This is a genomic window from Lysobacter sp. GQ73, from assembly GCF_059758755.1.
Genome location: NZ_JCAXEE010000004.1, coordinates 332,492 through 352,509 on the forward strand (window position 1 = coordinate 332,492; position 20,018 = coordinate 352,509).

Annotated in this window: 14 protein-coding genes and 1 pseudogene; 4 read left to right on the forward strand and 11 right to left on the reverse strand. The window is 68.3% G+C overall.

Annotation, left to right across the window (positions count from 1 at the left end):
- Positions 1-35: 35 nt before the first annotated feature.
- Genes metX through AC6CH2_RS14025 form a run of 3 tightly spaced genes read left to right on the forward strand, consistent with a single transcriptional unit; the run spans position 36 to position 3,474 of the window.
- Positions 36-1,103: a homoserine O-succinyltransferase MetX gene (gene metX, locus AC6CH2_RS14015; protein ID WP_498269758.1), complete on the forward strand. Its 1,068-nt coding sequence runs from the start codon at positions 36-38 to the stop codon at positions 1,101-1,103.
- Positions 1,104-1,129: 26 nt separating this feature from the next.
- Positions 1,130-2,341 (forward strand): O-succinylhomoserine (thiol)-lyase, encoded by a 1,212-nt coding sequence (locus AC6CH2_RS14020; RefSeq protein ID WP_498269759.1) that lies wholly within the window; start codon positions 1,130-1,132, stop codon positions 2,339-2,341.
- Complete coding sequence (locus AC6CH2_RS14025) at positions 2,338-3,474, forward strand: homoserine dehydrogenase family protein (RefSeq protein WP_498269760.1); 1,137 nt, start codon at positions 2,338-2,340, stop codon at positions 3,472-3,474. The genes AC6CH2_RS14020 and AC6CH2_RS14025 overlap by 4 nt, the downstream gene beginning before the upstream one ends.
- 989 nt (positions 3,475-4,463) lie before the next feature.
- On the opposite strand, the gene AC6CH2_RS14030 is transcribed toward AC6CH2_RS14025, so the two are convergent.
- The 8 genes from AC6CH2_RS14030 to AC6CH2_RS14065 form a co-directional block, all read right to left on the reverse strand.
- Positions 4,464-6,521, reverse strand: coding sequence for a glycosyl hydrolase family 18 protein (locus AC6CH2_RS14030; protein WP_435394318.1), 2,058 nt, complete (start codon positions 6,519-6,521; stop codon positions 4,464-4,466).
- Between the two features lie 1,420 nt (positions 6,522-7,941).
- Entirely contained in the window at positions 7,942-8,889 is a 948-nt protein-coding gene (locus tag AC6CH2_RS14035; protein WP_498269927.1) for an alpha/beta fold hydrolase, read from the reverse strand.
- Between the two features lie 220 nt (positions 8,890-9,109).
- Positions 9,110-10,399 (reverse strand): c-type cytochrome, encoded by a 1,290-nt coding sequence (locus AC6CH2_RS14040; RefSeq protein ID WP_498269761.1) that lies wholly within the window; start codon positions 10,397-10,399, stop codon positions 9,110-9,112.
- Positions 10,396-10,983, reverse strand: a complete 588-nt coding sequence (locus AC6CH2_RS14045) for a (2Fe-2S)-binding protein (RefSeq protein WP_498269762.1) — start codon at positions 10,981-10,983, stop codon at positions 10,396-10,398. The genes AC6CH2_RS14040 and AC6CH2_RS14045 overlap by 4 nt, the downstream gene beginning before the upstream one ends.
- Entirely contained in the window at positions 10,980-13,847 is a 2,868-nt protein-coding gene (locus tag AC6CH2_RS14050; RefSeq protein WP_498269763.1) for a xanthine dehydrogenase family protein molybdopterin-binding subunit, read from the reverse strand. The genes AC6CH2_RS14045 and AC6CH2_RS14050 overlap by 4 nt, the downstream gene beginning before the upstream one ends.
- A gap of 113 nt (positions 13,848-13,960) precedes the next feature.
- The gene (locus tag AC6CH2_RS14055) at positions 13,961-14,686 is read right to left on the reverse strand and encodes a serine aminopeptidase domain-containing protein (protein WP_498269764.1); all 726 of its coding nucleotides are present in this window, start codon (positions 14,684-14,686) and stop codon (positions 13,961-13,963) included.
- The gene (locus tag AC6CH2_RS14060; RefSeq protein ID WP_498269765.1) at positions 14,683-15,342 is read right to left on the reverse strand and encodes a hypothetical protein; all 660 of its coding nucleotides are present in this window, start codon (positions 15,340-15,342) and stop codon (positions 14,683-14,685) included. The genes AC6CH2_RS14055 and AC6CH2_RS14060 overlap by 4 nt, the downstream gene beginning before the upstream one ends.
- A 7-nt stretch (positions 15,343-15,349) precedes the next feature.
- On the reverse strand, positions 15,350-16,753 hold the full coding sequence (locus AC6CH2_RS14065) for an L-serine ammonia-lyase (protein WP_498269766.1): 1,404 nt from the start codon (positions 16,751-16,753) through the stop codon (positions 15,350-15,352).
- 146 nt (positions 16,754-16,899) lie between these two features.
- Between AC6CH2_RS14065 and AC6CH2_RS14070 the strand changes: the two genes are divergently transcribed.
- Entirely contained in the window at positions 16,900-17,148 is a 249-nt protein-coding gene (locus tag AC6CH2_RS14070) for a glutaredoxin family protein (RefSeq protein WP_498269928.1), read from the forward strand.
- Between the two features lie 904 nt (positions 17,149-18,052).
- Here AC6CH2_RS14070 and AC6CH2_RS14075 read toward each other — a convergent pair.
- From AC6CH2_RS14075 to AC6CH2_RS14085, 3 genes and pseudogenes are all read right to left on the reverse strand, one after another.
- Complete coding sequence (locus AC6CH2_RS14075; protein WP_435394326.1) at positions 18,053-18,607, reverse strand: YceI family protein; 555 nt, start codon at positions 18,605-18,607, stop codon at positions 18,053-18,055.
- Between the two features lie 76 nt (positions 18,608-18,683).
- Positions 18,684-19,247 (reverse strand): annotated as a pseudogene (locus AC6CH2_RS14080) (cytochrome b); the annotation flags it as partial.
- Positions 19,244-19,990: a YceI family protein gene (locus AC6CH2_RS14085; RefSeq protein WP_498269767.1), complete on the reverse strand. Its 747-nt coding sequence runs from the start codon at positions 19,988-19,990 to the stop codon at positions 19,244-19,246. The gene AC6CH2_RS14085 and the pseudogene AC6CH2_RS14080, both read right to left, overlap by 4 nt.
- Positions 19,991-20,018 lie beyond the last annotated feature (28 nt).

A 20,018-nucleotide genomic window follows, 5' to 3' on the forward strand; every position in this document is an offset into this window, starting at 1 on the left:
GCAGCTCGGTGGCCCGTTCACTTCGGATGACCGCCATGAGCTTCGCCAACAGCCCCGCCACCACGTTCGAACGCAGCGACAGCTTCGTTTCCTACGCTTCGCCCGCGATCGTTTCCCCCGACGTGTTCGAGCGCAGCGGCCGTGCCGCCGCCATCCGCGGCGAGATCGAGGTCGAACTGGACCTGCGCCACGCCGGCCGCCGCCGCCTGACCTTGCGCTACGAAACCCAGGGCGACCGCAGCCTGCCGGCTTTGTTCGTCGCCGGCGGCATTTCGGCGCACCGCCACCTGGCGCCGAGCCGCGAATTCGGCGAGCCAGGCTGGTGGCAGAGCCAGGTCGGGCCCGGCCGTTCGCTCGATCCGGCCCGGCACCACCTGGTCTCGTTCGACTGGATCGGCGCCGACGGGACCCTCGACATCGCACTCGACCCGGCCGATCAGGCCGACGCCATCGCCGCCTTGCTCGACGCGCTGCGCATCGAACGCCTGCAGGCCTTCATCGGCTATTCCTACGGCGCCATGGTCGGGCTGCAGTTCGCCTCGCGGCATGCCGCGCGCCTGGGCGAGCTGGTCTCGATCAGCGGCACCCACCGCGCCCATCCCTATGCCGCCGCCTGGCGCGCGCTGCAGCGCCGCGCGGTCGCGCTCGGTGCGCTGCAGTGCGACGAGAGCCAGGGCCTGGCGTTGGCGCGCGAACTGGCGGTGCTGAGCTATCGCACCCCGGAAGAGTTCGCCGAACGCTTCGGCAACGCCGAGGTGCGCGACGGCCGCGTCCGCGTCGCCGCCGAGGACTACCTCGACCACTGCGGCAACAAGTACGTCGCGCGCACGCCGGCCACCGCCTTCCTGCGCCTGTCCGAATCGATCGACCTGCAGCAGATCGATCCCTCGACGATCCGCGTGCCGGTCACCGTGGTCGCGGTCAGCGAGGATCGCCTGATCCCGCTCAGCGAGTCTTACGACCTCATCGAACGCCTGCGCGGCGAAACCCGCCTGCGCGTACTGCGCTCCATCTACGGGCACGACGCGTGCCTGAAAGAAGAATCCGACATCGACACCATCCTGCGCGAAGCGCTGGCCGACTGTACGCAGGCGGCCGCATGAGCACTCAGAACAACGGAGCGGCACCAGTGATCACGACCCCCAGCACGACCAGCATCCGCAGCACCTGCACCGCCGCGGTGCGCGCCGGCATCGACCGCGACATCGCCTATGGCGCGGTGACGCCGCCGATCGTGCTGTCGTCGAACTTCAGCTTCGCCGGCTTCAACGACAAGCGCCAGTACGACTACACCCGCAGCGGCAATCCGACCCGCGACTTGCTCGGCGAAGCCCTGGCCGAACTCGAAGGCGGCGCCGGCGGCGTCGTCACCTCGACCGGCATGTCGGCGATCACCCTGGTGCTGCACGCCTTCCTCAAGCCCGGCGACCGCATCGTCGTGCCGCACGACGGCTACGGCGGCAGCTGGCGGTTGTTCAATGCGCTGGCGGCGAAAGGCGCGTTCGAACTGATCACCGCCGACCTGACCGACCCGCGCTCGCTGACCGAAGCGCTGGCGACCAAGCCGGCCGTGGTCTGGATCGAAACTCCGTCGAACCCGCTGCTGCGCATCACCGACCTGCGCTTCGTGATCGAGGCCGCACACGCCCAGGGCGCGCTGACCGTGGTCGACAACACCTTCCTGTCGCCGGCGCTGCAGCGCCCGATCGCGTTCGGTGCGGACCTGATCGTGCATTCGACGACCAAGTACATCAACGGCCACAGCGACGTCGTCGGCGGAGCGGTGGTCGCCAAGAGCGCGGAGCATCACCAGCAGCTGACCTGGTGGGCCAATGCGCTCGGCCTGACCGGCTCGCCGTTCGATGCCTTCCTGACCCTGCGCGGCCTGCGCACCCTCGATGCGCGTCTGCGCGTGCACCAGGAAAACACCCGGGCCATCGCGGCCCTGCTCGACAACCATCCGGCCGTGCGCGTCGTGCATTACCCGGGCCTGGAATCGCATCCCGGCCATGCGCTCGCCGCGCGCCAGCAGAAGGGCTTCGGCGCGATGCTGAGCGTCGAGATCGAAGGCGGCGAGGAGGCGGTGCGGGCCTTCGTCGAAGGGCTAAGTTGTTTCACCCTGGCCGAATCGCTGGGCGGCGTCGAAAGCCTGATCGCCCATCCGGCGACCATGACCCACGCCGCGATGTCGCTGGAAGCGCGCACCGCCGCCGGCATCAGCGACGGTCTGCTGCGCCTGTCGATCGGCATCGAACACGTCGACGACCTGGTCGCCGACCTCGAAGCCGCGCTCGAACGCGCCGCCGCCGCGGTGGCCACGGCGGCGCGCGTCAAACGATGAACGCCGCGGCCAGCGCCCTGCACGGGCAGGCTCCGCAGGCGCGGCCGCGCCCGACCAGCGCCGCCGCGGCCCGGTCGGCACCGGCGAAGGTCGCCTTGCTCGGCACCGGCACCGTCGGCGGCGCGGTGATCGCGCGGCTGACCTCGTGGCGCGGCACCGCGCTCGGCGAACGCCTGTCGCTGGTGCATGTCGCGAACTCGCGCCGCGCCGCGGTCGGCCTCGACGGCATTTCGCCGGAGCGGGCGGTCGCCGCCCTGGCCGATTCGGTGCAGCCTAGTTCGCTGGGCGATATCGCGCTGGCGCTCGAAGGCGAGGGTGCGCGGGTGGTGATCGATGCGACCGCCAGCGAAGCGGTCGCCGAACAACACGCGCAGTGGTTGGCGCAGGGCATCCATGTGGTCACCGCCTGCAAGATCGGGCAGGGCACTACCCTGGCGCGGTGGCGCGCGATCCGCGACGCCTGCGCGCAAGGCGGCAGCGGCTACGGCGATAGCGCCACGGTCGGCGCCGGCTTGCCGCTGCTGCGCAGCCTGCGCGAACTGCAGGCCGGCGGCGACCGTATCCACGCCATCGCCGGCGTGCTGTCGGGCTCGCTGGCCTGGCTGTTCAATCACTACGACGGCATGCGCCCGTTTTCGGCGCTGGTACGCCAGGCGCGCGATGCCGGCTATACCGAGCCCGACCCGCGCGACGACCTGTCCGGCGAGGACGTGCGGCGCAAGCTGTTGATCCTGGCCCGCGCCGCCGGCGTCGCTCTGGACGCCGGCGAGGTCGAAGTGGCTTCGCTGGTGCCGCCGGAACTGGCGATCCTGTCGCGCGACGGCGTGGACGCGGCGCTGCCGGCGCTCGATGCGCCCTTGCGCGAGCGTTATGCCGGAGCCTACAAGAACGGCGAGAAGCTGCGCTTCATCGCCCGCCTCGAGCGTCGCGACGACGGCCGCAGCTCGGCCAAGGTCGGCCTGGAATCCCTGCCCGGCGACCATCCCCTGGCCGGCGGCGCCGGCACCGACAACAAGGTCGCGATCTGGTCGGACCGTTATCGCGCACAGCCCCTGGTGATCCAGGGCCCGGGTGCGGGCGCGGAAGTGACCGCGGCGGGGCTGTTGGACGATGTATTGCGGCTGGTGGGGTGATCGTTCGCTCGCGGAGCGGCTTATAGGGCCGGAGCGGCGCGAGCCGCGACCGCCATGTCCCAATGTCGCGTCGCCTTCGGTTGTGCCCCTGAAGGAGCGAGGTGAGTCGCGACTATGGGACGCGTAGAGGCGGCGAGGCTGTCGCCGGTCGTAGAAGCGGTGTGCTCTCGAGAGGTAGGAGCGGCGCAAGCCGCGACATCGCTGCGGCGGTTTCGCTACGTCTCTCTCAAACAAGATCAAGATCAAGATCAAGTCCAAAGCTTCCGCCACTGAAGCGGCGGGTTACTTTCTTTTGTCTAAAGCAACAAAAGAAAGGTAACCAAAGAAGTTGCTTTGTTTTGAATCAAGGGCCCGCACGCGCGACGCATACGCGGGGCTTTTTCATACGGGACATCCCTGTCCCGATGAAAAACGGCCCGCATCCCTGCGGGCCGCCCTCCGGGTCTTTCTCTTGCCTTCGCGAGTTCGCGGCTACACACGGCACCCGCGACGACTGCAGCTGTCATCGGAGCCACGCAGGCATCCTCCTGTAGGAGCGGCGCAGCCGCGACCGCGAATCTGCGGTTGCCGGCGCGGGCGATCGCGTTTGCGCGGTCGCGGCTTGCGCCGCTTCTAGAAGCTCTGGGCCGGCGCATAGATCCGGCCGCGAAACGCGACCACCAGAAACGAAATCGGAGCGCCGATCGGGGGGATGATCGGCGCTCCGTTGCATATCACCGCGACGTATCGCTCGCCGCGGCTTTGCAAAACTGTACCGAGGGCGCGCCAATCGGCTGGCCTTCGTAAAACGTGACTGAAGAGCGTTGGCGATGCTGCAGCAAGGCTCCGATCCGCGATGTGCGATGCGCGATGCTGGCCGGACCTGAGGACGTCTGCCTCCGATCAGCCGAATATCCGTCGCGCTGCGATTGATCGTCGTTAAGCGAGCAACGTCCCGGCAACCCTCTCCCGCGTGGGGAGAGGGCCTTACTGGTGATTATTTCGCCGTCTTACTTCAGGCCGTCGCTGATCGCGGTGGCCAGGCTGCCCTGGGCGTCGTCGCCGCTGAACTCCCAGAAGAACGCGCCGCCGAGGTTCTGCGCCTTGACGTAGCTCATCTTCTGCGTGACCAGCGCCGGGGTGTCGTAGCTCCAGAACGTGGTGCCGTTGTACTTCCAAGTCGCGGTGGCGTTGGCATCGGTGTGGACGGTGCCGGCGAGATTCTTCAGGACCTTGTAGTCCTCGATGCCGGCTTCGTAAGTGCCCGGGGCCGCGGTGCCGCTTTGGTACAGGCCGTTGTTGACGTTCGGCACGTTGGTCCAGCCGCGGCCGTAGAACCCGATGCCGAGGTTGAGCTTGGAGGCCGGCACGCCGCGCGACAGGAAGGCTTCGATGGCGTCGTTGGAGTTGTAGAACTTCTGGTCGCCGGTCGAGGGATCGTTGGGCGAAGCGAACAGGGCGGAGTGATGGTTGGTCTTCGGGTCCCACGCGCCGTGGAAGTCGTAGGTCATCACGTTGATGAAGTCGAGATAGGGGTGGTACGCGGCCGGGTTGGTCACGCGGATCTTGTCGATGCCGGCGCCGACGGCGACGGTCAGCAACAGGCCCGGTCGAACGGCATCTAGCTGCTTGCGGAACTCGGCCATCAACGCGGTGAAGTTGGCGTTGTCTTCCGGGGTGCCGCAGGCGATGCCGCAAGCGACCGGGTATTCCCAGTCGATGTCGATGCCGTCGAACACGCCGGCTGCCGCGCCCGGGCCGCCCGCGCCGTCGGTGACCGGCAGGTTGCCCTTGATGTAGGCATCCACGCAGGACGCGACGAAGGCCTGGCGGTTCTCAGGACGCGCCGCGCTGGAGAAGCCGCGCGACCAGGTCCAGCCGCCGAGCGAGATCAGCACCTTGAGGTTCGGGTGCTTGGCCTTGAGCTGCTTGAGCTGGTTCCAGTTGCCGCGCAGCGGCTGGTCCCAGGTGTCGCTTGCGCCGCTGACGCTTTCGCCGGCCTGGAAGGCCTTGGTGTAATCGGCGAAGGCGTCGCCGCCGACGCCGGTGTTCGGGTCGGACGGAACGGTCACGCCGACTTCGCAGCGGTTGTTGCGGACGTTGCCGAAGGCGTAGTTGATGTGGGTGAGCTTCGCTGCCGAGCCGCTGGTGTCGATGTTCTTGACCCGGTAGTTGCGGCCGTAGATGCCCCACTGGACGAAGTAGCCGATCACCTTTTTGTTGCCGCCCGGGCCGGTCGGCTTGGTGGTCGCGCTGATGGATGCGGTCTGAGCCGAGGCGTTGCCGGCCTTGTCGCGCGCACGCACGGTGAAGCTGTAGCTGGTGCTGGCGGCCAGGCCGCTGCTGACGTAGCTGTTGCTCGTGGGCGAGCCGACCAGGCTGCCGTTGCGGTAGACGTCGTAGCCGGCCACGCCGCTGCCGCCGGCGTTGTCGGTCGATGCGTTCCAGGCCAGCGAGATGCTGCTGGAGGTCTGCGACGGCGAGGACAGGCCGCTCGGCACGCTCGGCGGTGTGGTGTCGGTGGGACCGGCGCCGACGGTGATGCTGACCGCGGCTGAGGTGGTGGTCGCGTTCTGGTTGTCCTTGGCCACGGCGGTGAAGCTGTGGTTGCCGGCGGTCGCGTTGTTCCAGCTCACGCCGTAGGGCGAGCTGGTGTCGACGCCGAGCGAGGCGCTACCGCGGAAGAACTCGACGCTGGCGATGCTGCCGTCGCTGTCGGCCGCGTTGGCGCTGACGGCGATGTTGGCGCCGGCGTTGTAGTTGGCGCCGTTGCTCGGCGCGGTCAGCGAGACGGTCGGCGACTGATTGCCGGGACCGGTGCCGCACACGCCCAGATCAACGTACCAGCCGCAGCTCGCACAATGGGTCGGCGGGGTGTTCCAGATCTGAATGGCGGCTTGGTACAGATGGTTCTGGTACGTCAGCTTGTCGCCAGCGTTGTAGATCGTCGAGGGGTTCCAGGCGGGAACTCCGGTGCAGGACGCGCCCTGCGCATACGCCGTCGATAGCGACGACGCGGCGAGCATGGCGGACAGCAACAGCAGGTTGGCGGACCGTGCGTGTCTCATGATGCTTCCTCTCTCCCGTGCATAGTCAAGACAGAGCCGGCCATGACCGGCCAGCGGCAGTTCCCCGCCGTGTTTGAAGAAAGGCCATGGCCTTCCGTCCTGCATGGGAGGCTCGTGCCTCCTCGAGTGATCGGCGCTCGCGCCGTCGTGTCCTGTGCTGCGGTCCTGCGGCGCACTGCCGCCGTGGCGGCGCGACCGGTGCGATAGGCCGGTCGTACGCATGTCGCTATGCGGCTTGGGCCGCGATCCCTCGGCATCCTCCCTGCGATGACCGCTGCGTCGGAGCGCCGGACGGCGCCTGCTCGCTGGTGGGCAAACTGGCCTTGCGTGACAACGTTGTCAACTTGTGATTCCAGCCTTTGCGGTGTGGTTCACAGAACACGATGACAACGTTCGCCGAATGCGACGGAATTTGCTGCGTCGCAGCGCGAAGGAAAATTGACTTATCTTTAGAAACAGTGACATACGACGATGTCTCAAAGACATTGATGTCCATCGCAGGTCATTGGAGTTGTTGGAGTGTGCGATGACGCGGCGCAACATCGGCATTGCGCGATTACGATGCGCGCGGCGACGAGGCCCGGGTCGGCGCGGTGGCGTTTAAGAAGCTCCTGTAGGAGCGGCGTGAGTCGCGACCATGGGACGCGCAGAGTTCACAACGCCTACGTCGTCGATCGGAGGTCGGAGCCGTCGCGAGGGTAGGAGCGGCGTAGCCGCGATCACGGACGAGCAGAGACGACGAGGCCGTTGCCGGCCGTAGAAGCTGCGTGCTCTCGCAGGGTAGGAGCGACGCAAGCCGCGACTGCGACCTCTCAGTCTCGCGCCGATGGTGGCCGCAGCCGGTCGGGGTAGGAGCGGCGCAAGCCGCGACTGCGACCTCTCAATCTCGCGCCGATGGTGGCCGCAGCCGGTCGGGGTAGGAGCGACGCAAGCCACGACTGCGACCTCTCAATCTCGCGTCGATGGTAGCCGCAGCCGGTCAGGGTAGGAGCGGCGCAAGCCGCGACATCGCTGCGACGGTCTCGGCGTCTCTGTCTAGTAAGGTTAGAGCCAGAATCAAGATCAAGATCAAGATCAAGCCTAAAGCTTCCGCTACTAAAGCGGCGGGTTACTTTCTTTTGTCTAAAGCAACAAAAGAAAGGTAACCAAAGAAGTTGCTTTGTTTTGAATCAAGGGCCCGCACGAGCGATGCCTCCGCGGTGATTTTTCATACGGGACCTCCCTGTCCCGATGAAAAACGGCCCGCATCCCTGCGGGCCGCCCTTTGGGTCTTCTTTAGCCTTCGCTAGTGCGAAGCTGCGCACAGCAACAGCAACAGCAACAGCAACAGCAACAGCAACAGTAACAGCAGCAACAGCACCAACAGCACCAGCAACAACAACGTTAGCGTCAGGGCCAGCCAGCGGTAATCGTGCGGCCGCTATGGCTTGGTGGCGGGGGCGGCGAGCGCTTCGATCAAATGGCGGTTGAAGCGGTCGGGCGCTTCGACTTGCGGTGAATGGCCCAGGTCGTCGAATTCGATCAGGGTCGAGTGGGCGATGGCGCGCGCTGCGCGACGGCCCAGCTCGGGATACAGGCCGAGCTTCGGCTTGAGCTCGGCCGAGGCGAGGTCGCGATTGATCGCGGTGCGATCGCGCTGGCCGATCAACAAGGTGGTCGGCACGCGCAGGTTGCCGAACTCGTGCACCACCGGCTGGGTGAATATCATGTCCGAGGTCAGTGCCTGGTTCCAGGCCACGCGTTCGTGGCCCGGACCGGCGTAGAGCCCGGCGAGCATGCCGACCCAGCGGTCGTACTCGGGTTTCCATTGGCCGCCGTAGTAGACCTCGAGTTGATACTGCTTGATCGAGGCGAAACTGGTCTTGAGTTCGCGCGCATAGGCCTCGTCGACGCTGCGCCACGGCACGCCGAGCGCTTTCCAGTCTTCCAGGCCGATCGGATTGACCAGCAGCAGACGCTCGCTGGCCTGCGGATACATCAAGGCATAGCGCGCGCCGAGCATGCCGCCCATCGAATGCCCGATGATGCTGGCGCGTTCGATTCGCAACGACTGCAGCAGCGCATGCGTGTTCGCGGCGAGCTGATGCAGGCTGTACTGATAATGCACGGGCTTGCTGGATTTGCAGAAGCCGATCTGGTCGGGCGCGATCACCCGATAGCCGGCGTCGCGCAGCGCGGCGATGCTGGATTCCCAGGTGGCCGCGCAGAAATTCTTGCCGTGCAGCAGCACCACGACGCGGCCGTTGGCGCGCTGCGGACGCACGTCCATATAGGCCATCTGCAGGGGTTCGCCTTGCGACCGGATGGCGTGGCGCTGCACCGGGTGCGGATAGTCGAAGCCTTCGAGTTGCGGACCGAACGAAGGCATCGCCGGTTCGGCGGCGCCCGACGAAAGCGCGAACAGCGCCGGCAGGGCGGCGAGGAGGGACTTGCGCACCGGGAGCGCTCCATGAGGGGGAGCATGCATCTTATCCAAGCCGTGCAGCCGCATCGCCACGGCGGCGACCGGGTTGGCCGAACGCCCGGCGACAGGGCGGCGAGTGATGCCCGGGAGTGCGCGAGCGCCTGCGGCTCAGGCGCCGCAGGCATCAACGATGCCCCGACTGCGGCGCTGCCGAGCGCAGCGCGCGCACTCGGCCGGCCGGGACCGGCTCGGTGCGGCCGCCGTAGCGTGCGCGCAGCCAAGTGGCGAGTTCGGCGACCTGGGCGTCGTCGAACTGGTCGCCGAACCCAGGCATCTCCTGCATGCGTTCCAGGCCGGGCAGATCGTGTTCGGGCAAGCCGTCGAGGATCGCGACGATTACGTTGTGCGGATTCGCATCGCGCAGGCCGCTGTTGCCGCGCAGGGCCGGGGCGACGTGCGGCACGCCCTGGCCGTCGCGGCCGTGGCAACCGGCGCAGACCGCGAGATAGCGGTCCTGCGCCGGCGTCGCGGCGACCTCGCCGGCCGAGTGCGCGAGCGCCGCGGCGGGGCGGGGCGAATCGCCGGTGAGATAGGTCGCGATGGCATCGAGGTCCGGGCCGGCGAGTCGGCTGGTCGACAGGTTCACCACCTTGAGCATTTCGTCCGAGGCCACCGCCTGCGCAGCGATGCCGGTGGCGAGGTAAGCGCGCAGACCGGCGCGGTCCCAACCGCGCGCCGCGAGTCCGGTCGGGGTGAGATCCGGCGCGGCGTAACGGCCGAGCTCGTCGTTGCCGGTCAACGGGCGCTCGCGATCGACTTGGCCGAGCCAACCGCGCGGGCTATGGCACTCGCCGCAATGGCCCAGCGTTTCGACCAGGTATTCGCCGCGTTTCCAGGCCGCCGAACGACCCTGCGAGGCGGGCTGCGCATCGGCGCCGGCGAACAGCAGGTTCCAGGCGTGGATGCCGGTGCGGATGTTGAAGGGGAAGCCGACGCCGTTGGCGCGGTTGGCCTGCTGCACCGCCGGACGCGTCATCAGATAGGCATAGATCGCATCGCTGTCGGCCCGCGCCAGGGTCTTGTAGGAGACATACGGCATCGCCGGGTACAACTGGTGACCGTCGCGCGCCTCGCCGCGGGTGACCGCGTGGAAGAACTCGTCGGCGCTGTAGCGGCCGATGCCGGTCTGCGCATCGGGGGTGATGTTGGTGCCGTGGATCACGCCGAACGGGGAGGCCAGCGGCACTCCGCCGGCGAACGGCGCGCCGCCGTCGGCGGTATGGCAGGCCGCGCAGTCGCCCGCGGCGACGAGGTAACGGCCGCGTTCGATCTGTGCGGCGCTGGCCCGGACTTGCACGGCCGGGCCGCGCTGGTGCCAGCGCTGCACCAGCCAGCTGCCCAGCATCCACACCAGTATCGACGCGGCGAGCATCAGCGCCCACAGGCCAAGGCGTTTCCAGCGGCGCCGGCTCATGGCGCGTCCTCCCGCCGGCCGCGCGCGGCATCGGCGCCGCGGACCAGGCCGGGCGTTTTCAGCACCAACTCCTTGACCGCCTGGTAATAGCGGACATAGCCGGTGCAGCGGCACAGGTGCGGATCGAGCGCGTCGGTGATGGTGGCCTCGATTTCGCTATGCGCGATCGGCCGCTTGGCCAGGCGCTCGAGCAACACCGTGGCGGCGTTGACGAAGCCCGGCGTGCAATAGCCGCACTGGAAGCTGAAATGATCGAGGAAGGCCTGCTGCACCGGCGACAGCGCCTTGATCGCGCCGGCCTCGTCGCGCTGCGCGTGGCCTTCGACCGTGCGGATGCGTTTGCCGTTGAAATAGTGCGCGCCGGTGATGCAACTGCGCACTTCGCGCGGCCCGTGTTCGTCGTCGACGATGACGGTGCAGGCGCGGCATACGCCCTGGCCGCAGCCGAAGCGGGTACCCGTCAGGCCGAGGTACTCGTGCAGGACGTCGACCAACATCATGTCCTCGGGCACCTCGAGCGGCCCATGGCGACGACCGTTGATGTCGAGCGCGAGCGGGCGCGTGCGGATCGGCGAGGCGCTCATGCGCGGGCCTCCTGGGCGGCAGCGGCGGTCTCGTCGTCGGCGGCAGCCGCGAGGATCTTGTCCGGGGTCACCGGCAGTTCGCGGAACCGGTGGCCGGTGGCGTGGGCGATGGCGTTCACGATCGCCGGCACCACCGCGATCATCACCACCTCGGCCATGCCCTTCGGCGCATCGGTCTGCGACAGCGGCGGCAGCAACTCGCCGCTCTGCTTCCACACCGCGACGTCGCGCGCGCGCGGCAGGACGTAGCGGTTGAAGTTCCAACTGCCGTTGCCGGGGCCGTCTTCGTACAGCGGCAGGAACTCGTGCAGGGCGTGGCCGATGCCCATCGCCAGTCCGCCTTGCAACTGGCTCGATACCAACTCGGGCACGATCGGCGTACCGCATTCGAGGATCGAATGGTGGTCGAGCAGTTCGACGCGGCCGGTGGCGGTGTCGACCGCGACCTCGGCGATGGTGCCGATGGCGCTGTAATAGACGACGCCGGCGTTATTGCGTTGCGGCGGCGGGTAGAACACGCGCGTGCGTTCGACGATGCGGTAGCCGTTGGCGGTCGGCGTGCCGGGTCTTCCGCTTGCCGGGGCTTCGGCGCCGTCGCCCCAGCGCAGGGCGAGACCGTCCAGCGGCAGGCGCGCGTCGTCGCGCAACGGAAACTCGGCTTCGGCCCATTGCCAGCGATTGAAGGTGTGCACGATCGCGCCGGTGACGAGGCCGAGTTCGTAGGCCTTCACGGTCAACTGCTGCAGGCTCAGCGGCGCCAGGCCGCCGGCGGTGAGCCGGCCTTCGACCCAGCGCGCATCCTCGCGCCGTATCGCCAGCGGCGAGAGTTGGCCGCCGCCGTAGCCCTGGCTCCAGATCGCCTGGGCAGCCGGCCACAGGCCCTGGGTGAACACCAGCCGCGCCGCTTCGCGGGTGGCGTGGCTGAAGAAATAGGCCGAGTTGCTGGCGCTGCTGGGGCTGGCGTAATTCGGCGTCCAGCGCGGGTCGCCGATGTGGGCGGCCTGCACTTCGGCCGTCATCAGCCAGGGATCGTCGGTGGCGAACATCGGCAGCTCGCGCCAGTCGGTTTCGCCGGTGCGGATCTCGTCGGCCGGCCGGCCCAGCCATTGCGCGCAGACCGCGGCCTGGCTGGTGGCCATACCGGTGCCCATCTCGATGCCGATGTGGCGCAGGACGATGCGGCCATCGCGGTCGAGCGCCACTTCGGCGAACGCGGCCTCGGCGCCGGTCCCGTAATCCTTCTGCACGCAGCCGAAGCCGACTCCGTAGCGCCGGCCGGGGTGCGCCGCCTCGTACTCGCGCTTGCGCGCCGCGCGTCGGCTCCACAGCGGATGCGCGCGCGCTTTGCGCAGGATCTCCTCGGCGCGTTGCAGGCCGCCCGGAATCGCGCCCTGGGTGTTCTTCATGCCGGTCTCGAACACGTTGCGCAGGCGCAGTTCGATCGGGTCGAGCCCGAGCTCGTGGGCGATCTCGTCGACCAGCATCTCGGTCGCGCCCATGCTCTGCAGGGTGCCGTAGCCGCGCGCCGAGCCGGCATCGAGCGCGCGCGAGGCGATCACGGTGCTGGCCAGGTCGCTGCGCGGAAAGTAATAGATCGATTGCGCGGCGGTCGCCGCGACCAGGCACACCGAGGGCGAGAAATTCATCCGGCCGCCGCCGTCGCCCTGCATGCGCCCCTGGAATACCTCGAACTTGCCGCTCGCGCGATCGAGCTTGAGCCGATAGTGCATGCGGAAACTGTGGCGTTTGAGACTCGACTGGAACTGCTCATAGCGGTCGTTGGCGAGCCGCACCGGCCGGCCGTCGCCGTACAGCGCGGCGGCCAGGGCGTAGAACGGGTAAGGATTGTGGTCTTTTGAACCGTAGCCGACCGTATAGCAAGGGTGCAGGATCAGGCTCTTGACCGCGAACCGGCTGGCCGCGAGCATGCGCGCGCCGTCCTCGGCGACTTCGTTGGGCGATTGCGTCGCCGACACGGCGTGCACGGTGCCGGTGGCGGCATCGAACCAGCCGTTGCCGTTGTCGAGTTCCATCGCCGCGGTGTCGATGGACTGCGAGAAATACTCGCGCTCGAACACTTGCTTGTCGGCGCCGGGCCGGTCGAGTTCGGCGGTCATCGCCTCGGCATGGGCCATGCCCTGCGCATCGATCGTGCCCATCGCGTCGGCCAGCGGCCATTGCGGGGCCAGCTTGCGATAGCCGGCCGGAAACAGCGGGGTGTCCTTGAGGCTGGAGTACGTGTCGTCGTCGAACGGCGTCGCCCCGCCCACGCGCACGTAGCGGAAGCTGGCCCAGGGCGTGCGCTCCAACGGGCCGCTCTGCGCGCCCCAACGGATCAGCCCGTCGCGGAACTTGAGCCGGCTCTTGGCGGCGCGGAAGCGGGCGAAGTCATGCCAGATCAGCAGGGCCACGGCGTGGCCGAGGTAAGCCGGGGTCTTGCCGGCCGGCAGCAGCATGTCCTCGCCGTAGAACTTGGGAAAGGCGACCCCGTCGCGCAGCAGATCGGCCGCGGTGACGATGCGGTCGGGCTGCAGCCCGGCGTCGAGCGACGACAGGTCGATGCCTTCGAACACGCGATCGGCGCGGGTCACCCGCAGCAGCATCGCGTGGGCCTGCGCGCGCGGCCAACCGGGCAGGTCGCGCGAACGCATGTCGTAGCTGAAGAGCTTCTCGCCGGTGACCTTGGCGGTGGCATCGCTGCGGTAGCGGATGTGCCCGGTCTTGGCGTCCCAGGGCCCGGGCCGGATGCGCTCGCGTTCGAACAGGGCGGCGATGGCGGCGCTGCCCGGGGCGGCGATGTACACCGTGATCCCGGCCACCAGGCTGCCTTTGAGGAAATCGCGACGGCTCAAGCGGGCTGGCATGGCTGACTCCGGCTGGCGCTGGCCGATAGTAGTCACATGTTGCGCGGCAATATGCGGTGAAATCGCGCGATTCGACAGATCCGCCGGCAGCCGGCGCGGCCGCGGCGCTCGGCTCAGCCGCGGACGGCGCCGGCGAATTCGTCGCGCCAGCCGCGGATCGCGTCGGCCGCGGCCTGGGCGCGGGCCTGCAGCAGGAAGTGCGGCGCGTCGACCTCGATGCAGCGCGCATCCGGCCGGGCTCGGCCGATGCGCCGCCAACTGTCGCCCGATACAAGGCGGTCGCGGCGGGCGCGCAGATACAGCAGCGGGCAGGCGATGTCGGCCAGCGCCGCGGTGACGTCGGCCGCGCCGCCTTCGCGCAGGCGATGGCGCATCACCGCCGGGTCCAGCGACGCCAACAGCGGGCCCAGGCGCTCGCGCCACGACGGCGAAGACCAGCGGCCGAGCATGGCCGAGGCGACCCAGCGCGTCGGCATTCGGGCCAGCGGCAAGCGCCCGGCGAGCCGCGACAGCGTCGCCGCGCTCAGGGGCGAGCCGGGCGGCCGCGGCGCGCGCGCGAACGAGGCGCACAGCACCAGCCCGGCGAGCTGCGGCGGCCTGGATGCGGCGAGACGGATCGCGATCGGGCCGGAGAACGATTCGGCGAGCAGCAGATAGGGGGCGTGGGCCGGCAACTGCGGACGCACCAATTCGACCAGTTCGTCGTAGCCCAGCGGGCGATCGCGCGGGTAGGCGATCACCTCGGCGGCGAAGGCCGGCGCCATCGCCGCGACGAAGTCCGTCAGCAGCTCGCCGGTGCCGTCCATGCCGGGCAGCACGATGCAGCGCATCGGCGTCATGCGCGCGGTTGCGGGTCCGATAGCGCGCCGAGCCGGTCGAGCGACTTCAGCAGCAACGGGCGATGACGCGCGAGTTTCATCCAGGTGGGCAGGCGCGAGACCATGCTCCGGTGGGCGACGCCGCGGCGTTCGCGCTGGTCGGCCGCGATGTAGCGGCGCAGCTCGTCGAGGTGCTGCGCGTTATACGCCCACAACAGGCCGGCCCGGGTCGGTTCGACCAGCCGCAACGGCAGACCGAAGTGCGGGTCGAGCCCCGCGTTCCCGCGTCGCCGCATGGCATCGACCTGGACCTCGCTGCTGCGCTCGCAGACCGGGCATTGCACCGGCAGCGACTCGCCCAGATGCGTCGAGCTGCATTCGTGCACGTGCCGGGCCTGGCTGGACGCGGGGCGAATCCGGTCGACGCACAGCCATTGGTGGCCGCAGTAGCCGCAGGGTCTTCTTCCGTAGACGCGGACCTCGCCGAACCAGTCGCAACGGGCGCCGCGCGCTTCCAGCGCACAGTGCGCGCAGACGAAGCGCGCATGCCATTGCCGGTCGCGCCAGTCGGCGCACACGGTGCCGGCCTGCCCGCAGCGCGGGCAGCGGACCTCGATGCGGTCGGCGAAGACGCCGAGGCTGCGGCCTTCGTCGCGGTGCCGGCGCGGCGCGCTCATCGCCGCCTCAGCACTCGATGACGTTGACCGCCAGGCCGCCGCGCGAAGTTTCCTTGTACTTGTCCTGCATGTCGCGGCCGGTGTCGCGCATGGTCTTGATGACCTTGTCGAGGCTGACCTTGTGCTTGCCGTCGCCGCGCATGGCCATGCGATAGGCATTGATCGCCTTGACCGCGCCCATCGCATTGCGCTCGATGCAGGGGATCTGCACCAGCCCGCCGATCGGGTCGCAGGTCAGGCCGAGGTTGTGTTCCATGCCGATCTCGGCGGCGTTCTCGATCTGGCTCGGGGTGCCGCCGAGCGCGGCGACCAGACCGGCCGCCGCCATCGAACAGGCCACGCCGACCTCGCCCTGGCAGCCGACTTCGGCGCCGCTGATCGAGGCGTTTTCCTTGTACAGGATGCCGACCGCGGCCGCGGTCAGCAGGAAGTTGCGCACGCCCTGCAGGTTGGCGCCGGGGCAGAATCGGTCGTAGTAGTGCAGCACCGACGGGATGATGCCGGCGGCGCCGTTGGTCGGCGCGGTGACGACGCGGCCGCCGGCGGCGTTCTCTTCGTTGACCGCGAGCGCGTACAGATTGACCCAGTCGAGCACGGTCAGCGGATCGCGCATCGCCGCTTCGGGCTTGCTCGACAGTTCCGCGAACAAGGCCGGCGCGCGCCGCGACACGTGCAGGCCGCCGGGCAGGGTGCCGGTCTCGCGGATGCCGCGCGCCACGCAGGACTGCATCGCGTTCCAGATCGCGTCGAGGCCGTCGTTGATCTCTTCGCTGGTGCGCCAGACCCGCTCGTTGGCCATCATCATCTCGGCGATGCTGAGGCCGCTGCGTTGCGCCTGCGCCAGCAGCTCGTCGCCGGAGTGGAACGGATACGGCAGCTCGGTGGTGTCGGCGACGATGCGGTCTTCGGCCGCTTCGTCCTGGTTGACGACGAAGCCGCCGCCGACCGAATAGTAGTCGCGCGTGGCGATGACTTCGCCGGCCGCGTCGTAGGCGGTGAAGCGCATGCCGTTGGTGTGGAACGGCAGTTTCTGGCGCTTGTTCATGATCAGGTCGTGCTTCTCGTCGAAGCCGATCTCGTGGCGGCCGAACAAGCGTATGCGCTTGGTCGTGCGGATGCGCTCGAGCGCCGCCGGGATGATGTCGGGGTCGATCTGGTTCGGCCAGTGGCCCTCCAGTCCCATCAGCACCGCCTTGTCGGTACCGTGGCCGCGTCCGGTCAGGGCGAGCGAGCCGAACACCTCGGCGCGCACGCGTGCGGTGCGGGCGAGGTCGGCGCCTTCGGCTTCGGCGTTGCAGCCCTCGATGAGCCAGCGCTCGATGAAGCGCGCGGCGGCGCGCATCGGGCCGACGGTATGGGACGAGCTCGGGCCGATGCCGATCTTGAACAGGTCGAAACTGCTGACTGCCACGGGCTTGCTGCTCCAACGAGGGAAGAAGTCGGACGATGCTGGCGGACCGCGTCGCCGGCATCCGGACCGCGATGCCGCGGCAGGCGCGGAGCCGCTTATTCTACCCGGGTCGACCTGTTCCCGACGCCATACCGCGCCGCATTGCCATGATCACCACCGCTCCCGTCCTGACCCTGTTCCAGCGCGACGACTGCCACCTGTGCGACCTCGCGCTGGAGGTGCTGGCGCAGGCCCGCGCGCCCGAGTTCGAGAGTGTCTTCATCGACGAGGACGAGGGCCTGGAGGCGCTGTACGGGATGCGGGTACCGGTGTTGCGGGATGAGGCGGCCGGAATCGAGTTGGATTGGCCGTTCGATGCGGCGGCGGTCGCGGTGTTGCTGGGGCGGCTGGGGTGAGGACTGAGCGGCCGGGTTGCGTCTACGTTTCCCCCTTTTGAAAAGTGGGTAAGGGGGATTTGCCGTTGCCCTAAGATCTTGCCGCCGCCGTCGCGCTAAATATTTTGCTGTTGCTGTTGCTGCTGTGCGCAGCCGAGCACTAGCGAAGGCCATAGAAGACCCGGAGGGCGGCCCGCAGGGATGCGGGCCGTTTTTCATCGGGACAAGGATGTCCCGTATGAAAAATCCCTGCGTCGGCATCGGACGTGCGGGCCCTTGACTCAAAGAAAAGCACTTTTCTTTGGTTACCTTTTTTTGTTGCTTATGACAAAAGAAAGTAACCCGGCCGTTACGGGCGGAAGTTTTGGGTTTGATCTTGATCTTGTCTAGTGAACGAAAGAAGCGCCGCGAGACCGCCACAGCGATGTCGCGGCTTGCGTCGCTCCTACCCCTGGCGAAAGCCCGCCGCTTCGATGAACGACATGAGCCTTGGTACCGCTGCGCGTTCCGCGGTCGCGACTCACGTCGCTCCTACAAAGGGAGTTCGCTGCACCCTGAGTAAAGAGCAAAGCTTCCGTCCGCTGACGCGGCCGGGTTACTTTCTTTTGCTGGCCCAAAAGAAAGATAACCAAAGAAAAGGCCTTCCCTGCAAGGGCACAAGCCCGCGCGATCGCTGCCGACGCAGGGATGCTCCAGACAGGCCATCCATGGCCTGCTTGCGCACGGCCCGCACCCCTGCGGGCCGCTCTACGGATCTGCTTTTGTCCGGCAATGCAGCAAAGCAGATCAAAATCACGGCAACGGCAACGGCAACGGCAACGGCAACGGCAACGGCAACGGCAACGGCAACGGCAACGCAAAATGCCGTCGAAAACGGGCGCTCGACGACGCAGACGCTCGCATCGCATTCACCGCGCCGCGCAACTTACTTCGCCGGCGCGAACACCACCTTGGTGCTGACCGCGACTTCGTTCGGGATGATCGAGGTGTCGGCCCAGTCGCCGCCGCCCACGCCGAAGTCCAGGCGCTTGACCGTGGCCTTGCCGGCCAGCACGGGCTTGGCGCCGGCGGTCCAGGTGAAGGTCAGGGTGACCGGCTTGGTCGCGCCGCGCAGGTTGAGGCTGCCGTCGGCGGCGTAGTTGTTGCCGCCCAGGCTGCGGAACTTGGTCGCGGTGAAGCGGGCCTGCGGGAACTTGGCGATGCTGAAGAAGTCGGCGCCCTTGAGGGTGTCGTCGCGTTCGCTGTTCTTGGTGTTGGTGCCGGCCAACGGGATCACCACGTCGAGCTTGGAGGCGTTCAGCTGCGCGGGGTCGAAGCTGATGCGGGCGGTGAAGCCGGGGAAGTTGCCGGCGAACACCTCGCCCTGGTACTTGGTGGCGAAGGTCAGGCTGGAGCCGGGCTGCTGAACGTAGTCGGCGGCGAGGGCGGGCGCGGTGGCGGCGAACAGCAGGCCGGCCAGGGCGAGGGATTTAATCGGCATCGGGTTGCTCCGGAACTTGCGTAGGCGAAGGGGAAGAGGAGGGGACAGGCGAGGCGGCAGGCGAAGGCGAGGCGGCCGGGGCGGGCCGCAGTTGGCGACGGCCCGGCAGCATCCGCGTCAGGGTGGCGTCGTTCTGGAACAGGTGGTGATAGAAGGCCGCGCCGGCATGCGCCAGGACCAGGGCGAGCAGCAGCCAGAAGCCGTATTCGTGGAGGTCGCGGCTCAGGCGCGACAGGTCTTCGCTGCGCTCGGCGATACGCGGCAGATTGAACAGGCCGAAGTACTGCAACGGGTAACCCGAGGACGAATTGAATACCCAGCCCGAAATCGGCAGGGCGAACATCAACGCGTACAGGGCCCAATGGGTCAGCGAGGCGATGCGTTCCTGCCAATGCGGGGTGCCGGCCACCGGGCGCGGGGCGCCGGCGTACAGCCGCCACAGCAGCCGCAGCACGACCAGACTCAACAGGGTCAGGCCCAGCGATTTATGCAGCGCGTAGATCTTGATCTTCGACGGGCCGTTGCTCATGTCGGTCATGGTCAGGCCGATGATCGCGATCGCCGCGATCAGCAGCACGACCGCCCAGTGCAGCAACTGGCTGATCGGCCCCCAGCGGTCGGCGGTGTTCTTGAACGTCATCGGCGAGGCTCCGGTTCGGGCGTGGCTGGGCGAGGAGAAGGATCGGCGGCTTCGTCGCCGGCGGCAGGCAGAGCGTCGTCCGCAATCGGCTCGCTGTCGTCGGCGGGGCCGTTGTCGAGATACTGGTTGCGTACCGCCTCGGCTTCGATGCGCAGCTCGACCTCGTCGCCGATCACCGACTTCCAGGCGTCGATGCCGAACGCGGCGCGGCTCAGGCGCGCGGTCGCCGAGAAGCCGGCGGTATGGCGGAACGGCGGCAGCGGGTGGCGCTTGTAGGCATTGAGCCGCACCTCCATGCATAGCGGACGGGTGACGCCGTGCAGACTCAGGGCGCCGCAGACCCGGGCGCGGTCGGCGCGGTGCTCGCCCTCGGCCGGCAGCGGTTCGACGGTCTCGGAAACGAAGCGGGCGAGCGGATGGCGCTTGCCGTCGAGCAGGTTGGCGGCGAGCGTGGCGGCATTCCATTTGGCGTCGCCGAGGTCCAGCCGGGCCAGCGGCAGGCTGACCTCGAGCTTGGCGCTGCGCCAGTCGTCGCGGTCGAACAGCAGGCTGCCGCGAGCGCCCGACACGGTGCCGAGGGCCTGGGAGAAGCCGGCATGCGAGACCGCGAACATCACCCGGGTATGCACCGGGTCCAGGCCGTAGCGCTGCGGCGGCGCCGCGCTCGCGACGGCCGAGGCCAACGCGAACGGCATCGCGGCCAGCGCGGCGGTCAGGGCGGCGCAACGGCGGATGAGAGGCATGGCGGCTCCGGCAGGGTTCGGGGGATTC